Source organism: Microcystis sp. M_QC_C_20170808_M9Col, from assembly GCF_007095495.1.
GTDB classification, from domain to species: Bacteria; Cyanobacteriota; Cyanobacteriia; order Cyanobacteriales; family Microcystaceae; genus Microcystis; species Microcystis aeruginosa.
Map to the genome: position 1 here is coordinate 1 of NZ_SFBZ01000330.1, position 3,485 is coordinate 3,485.

At 38.9% G+C, this 3,485-nt stretch carries 3 protein-coding genes and 1 pseudogene; 1 reads left to right on the forward strand and 3 read right to left on the reverse strand.

Annotated elements, in window-relative coordinates; all coding sequences use genetic code 11:
- Both EWV68_RS22005 and EWV68_RS21055 read right to left on the reverse strand, forming a co-directional pair.
- Positions 1-157, reverse strand: a 157-nt coding sequence (locus tag EWV68_RS22005; protein WP_353806761.1) for a Nif11-like leader peptide family natural product precursor, incomplete at its 3' end; no start/stop codon positions are given.
- A gap of 1,106 nt (positions 158-1,263) precedes the next feature.
- Complete coding sequence (locus EWV68_RS21055) at positions 1,264-2,136, reverse strand: LynF/TruF/PatF family peptide O-prenyltransferase (RefSeq protein ID WP_061432522.1); 873 nt, start codon at positions 2,134-2,136, stop codon at positions 1,264-1,266.
- Positions 2,137-2,445: 309 nt separating this feature from the next.
- Between EWV68_RS21055 and EWV68_RS21060 the strand changes: the two are divergent.
- A pseudogene (locus EWV68_RS21060) lies at positions 2,446-2,625 on the forward strand (hypothetical protein).
- A 251-nt stretch (positions 2,626-2,876) separates the two neighbouring features.
- On the opposite strand, the gene EWV68_RS21065 reads toward EWV68_RS21060, so the two are convergent.
- Complete coding sequence (locus EWV68_RS21065) at positions 2,877-3,032, reverse strand: anacyclamide/piricyclamide family prenylated cyclic peptide (protein WP_287170934.1); 156 nt, start codon at positions 3,030-3,032, stop codon at positions 2,877-2,879.
- Between the last annotated feature and the right edge of the window lie 453 nt (positions 3,033-3,485).

The window sequence follows — 3,485 nt, forward strand, 5'->3', positions numbered from 1 at the left end:
TCGCTTCGTCAAGAGTGAAGTTGCAGCCATTCTCTTGTCCTAGTCTGACGGCGGTTTCGACAAAGCTGTCGCGATCTTCAGCCGCGCCTAACATAGCTTGAAGCTCTTCGCTATTGCGCGCAATTTCATAAAATCTTTCGACATCTGGTTGACTCATGACTGTGTTCTCCTTAAGTCTGTGGGTGATTCAATCTTTTCTTGATTCACACTGACAATAGTAACCTCGGTCAAAAGGCTTGCCAATCGGGAAAAGTTCAGATAAATTCAGGACTCTAACAATCAAAAAACTCAGAAAGAGTAATATAATCTGAGTTCGGGATAAGGCTATCTGATGGAACTGTGGCAAAACCTTTGCCAACTCTGGATTCTGAACCCATTGGTTAACAGGCGCTGCCTTAGGCGCTCGTTTGGCGAGACCGCGTCTGGGAGCAGGTCAAACTTGTTGGTTCAGGTGTCCTCTTTATTGGTGATCGCTACCAATTCGTCGATCACTATTAATTAGGCGATCGCTAGGTAGTCTTTTTGTTCTGCAAGTTTGACCCGCTCCGAAGAAGCTCTCCTGACCGACGGACTGGGCTTTACCTCAATCTGCTTAACCCGAACTCAGGTGGCTCTTCTAGGTTCTGTGTGATAAGTTTAACTTACATAGGATCGATCAATCTTTGTGTCCTTTGTGTCTTTGTGGTTCGTTCCACTCCCTCGCTAGGAGGAATGTATCTTAGAATACTCATTAGACATCTCCAAAAATTATAACCCAGTCACAGCTTGCTTTTAGCCTATGTACTAATTAAGTAGTTTGATGACTGAAATGTATATAGTAATTCCCATAGTTGTGAGCTACAGAGTCTTAGGTTTTGAGGAGTCAGGATTCAGGATTCAGGATTCAGGATTCAGGAGTTAAGATTCAGGAGTTAAGATTCAGGAGTTAAGATTCAGGAGTTAAGATTCAGGAGTTAAGATTCAGGAGTTAAGATTCAGGAGTTAAGATTTTGGTGTACCTCATGAGATTGGGAAACGCTATAATTCAATTTCACTGAAAAAATATGAGGTAATTAAAATAATTTTTATTCGGGTAGATTCCTTAACTAGAAAGACTTTTAGGCTCTTCGGTAATTGTTATGCAATGGACGGGGGTTATAAGGGATGGAACACTTATATAGAAAGGCATTTAGCGATTTTTGTCAATTGTTTTTGATCTAGAGCGAACTAATCAATTAAGCGAAGAACCAGGTTTTTTTACTCTACTTTCATGAACAATACAGGCTAGAGCAGATAATATAGATTGAGATTCTTAATTGTCGTCCCTGCTAGTAATTCACTTTCCGGCAGAGCCACGCACATTTCCACTACTGGTTGTTTTAGATAATAAGCGTGGACTTTTCGGGCAGTATCATTTACTGTAAAGTAATTGAGAAAGTCTCCCATATTTTCTAAATAATAATAAATGATTTTGTCTCTATTAGCTTTTGAAATGCCGACGCAAATTCTAGTACAAGCAGGTACGACCTGTAAAGCAGGAGGTGACAAAACTTTAGACAACCTTTGCTGCACATCAAGTTTTTGAAAGTCTTGCTGCATGATATGAGGATAAAGCTCCATCTCACTGCGACCATTCAAATAAAAATCAAATCCTATATGTAGGCGGTTACTGATAAGTAAGTTAGAAGTTACTTCATCTATATTGTTGTTGAGAATTACTGCTGCTTTTTGCTTTTCTGGATAATCCTCTATAGTTAAGCCAATTTTTAAGCGTGAATCAGACAGATCCCGTCGCAAATCAATCCCTAACATCAAATCAGTCATTTTGTCGAGTTTAAAGTCATTACCTATAAACTGTTGAAACAGGGACAAATTGAGCTTAACATCAACCCGACTCTCTACTCGACGAAAGAAATCCATAACTGCGTGAAGTTGTTTTATGCTGTTATTAGGAAATCCTATATTAAAACGAACAGGATAAAGCTTATCATGGTCAATTTTACAGGAAGATTCGAGGACACAATTTTCGGTTTTCTCAATTTTCTCAATTCTTTCTACAAATCCCTCAAAAAGATTAAGCGGGTATAGATTATCTATTTCAAATGCGTGTTTATGGGCGCTAATATAGTATAACTTTTTGTTGCTTTTCAACACCATATCCTCTTACTATTTTGTTTTTCTATACAGTTTTAAAAACCCTAATCTGAGAAATACTAATATCTGTGATAAGTAGTCGTGCAAAATTAATTTCTTGGTTAGGATAGGCAAAAGGCAAGAGGCAAAAGGCAAAAGCTTGATCGAAATGTGTAATTAATTTTGCTTAGGTACTTATGCTCGAAATCTCATCTTTATCCATAGCAGTTTTCACCAGAATGAGGCGCAGGCAAGGAACTTAAACCAGGCTCTTCGGTAATTGTTATGCAATGGACGGGGGTTATAAGGGATGGAACACTTATATAGAAAGGCATTTAGCGATTTTTGTCAATTGTTTCTGATCTAGAGCGAACTAATCAATTAAGTCTCTTACCAGATAAGGATTTAGCCGATTTATGCCCCCCTATCGAACCATACCAAGTAACGAAGAACCCCAAACCCTTTGCCGGTAAAACCTGCCGATATCCCAGTAACGTGAGAAGCGCTATATGATTTTGATACAGTATGAACATAAGTAAGCACACAAAACTAATTACCCAAGTTTGTCGAGGCAGTTTTAGCTAAAGAACTTCTCACACAGGATGTTATGATTTAATCAAAATCTACCCTATTGTGTAAATAATTTTGTTGCATCACTTAACAAGTACAAAATCAACAGAGATTTCCGCTTTTGCTGAACCACTTGAAGTCAAGTAATCTCTAAGCATAAGCGGAAAAAACTACTGAGTAAAATGCTATGACTTTTACTCAGCTCCATCTTCAGCAAAAGGAGGCAAAACTATGAAAACCCGAGATGCAGATAAAGAATTGGCCCCCGATTCAGAAGAAGCAGCAGCTTGATGCTGACGCTCAACAGGAGTGGTCAGCTGGGGAAGTAAAGTTTTGTTTTTCATTTTCATAATCTCCCAATAAGGTTGGTTCGATCAAAACTACTGTCTATCATTGAATAGCAACATATCCTGCTTGTCAACCCTTATATACTTTACTTAATATTTTGTTACATATCGCTTTTCTGTGGCTCCATAGTGGGATTTATACCCCACATTCCGTACCCTCAACTGTCACATAAGCTGTCCCCCTCCAGAGACGGCGGTCACTCCTCATTTTACCCACATTCCGCACCCTAAGTGTCACAACGTCTCGAAAGAGGAAGGAGCGTGAGTCAAAATACTTATCTAGAGGAGTGAGTTGGCGGCAAGCTGCCGGCAACTATACTTTGCACGGCTACAACTTGCATTTTTTACTCAGGGACAATAATATAGTTTAAGAGTCATAATTAGAAGCAAGGCACTCATTAAAAACATGATTAACCTAGAATTCACGGAAGAAGAAAAGAACTCACTGTCTTAGGA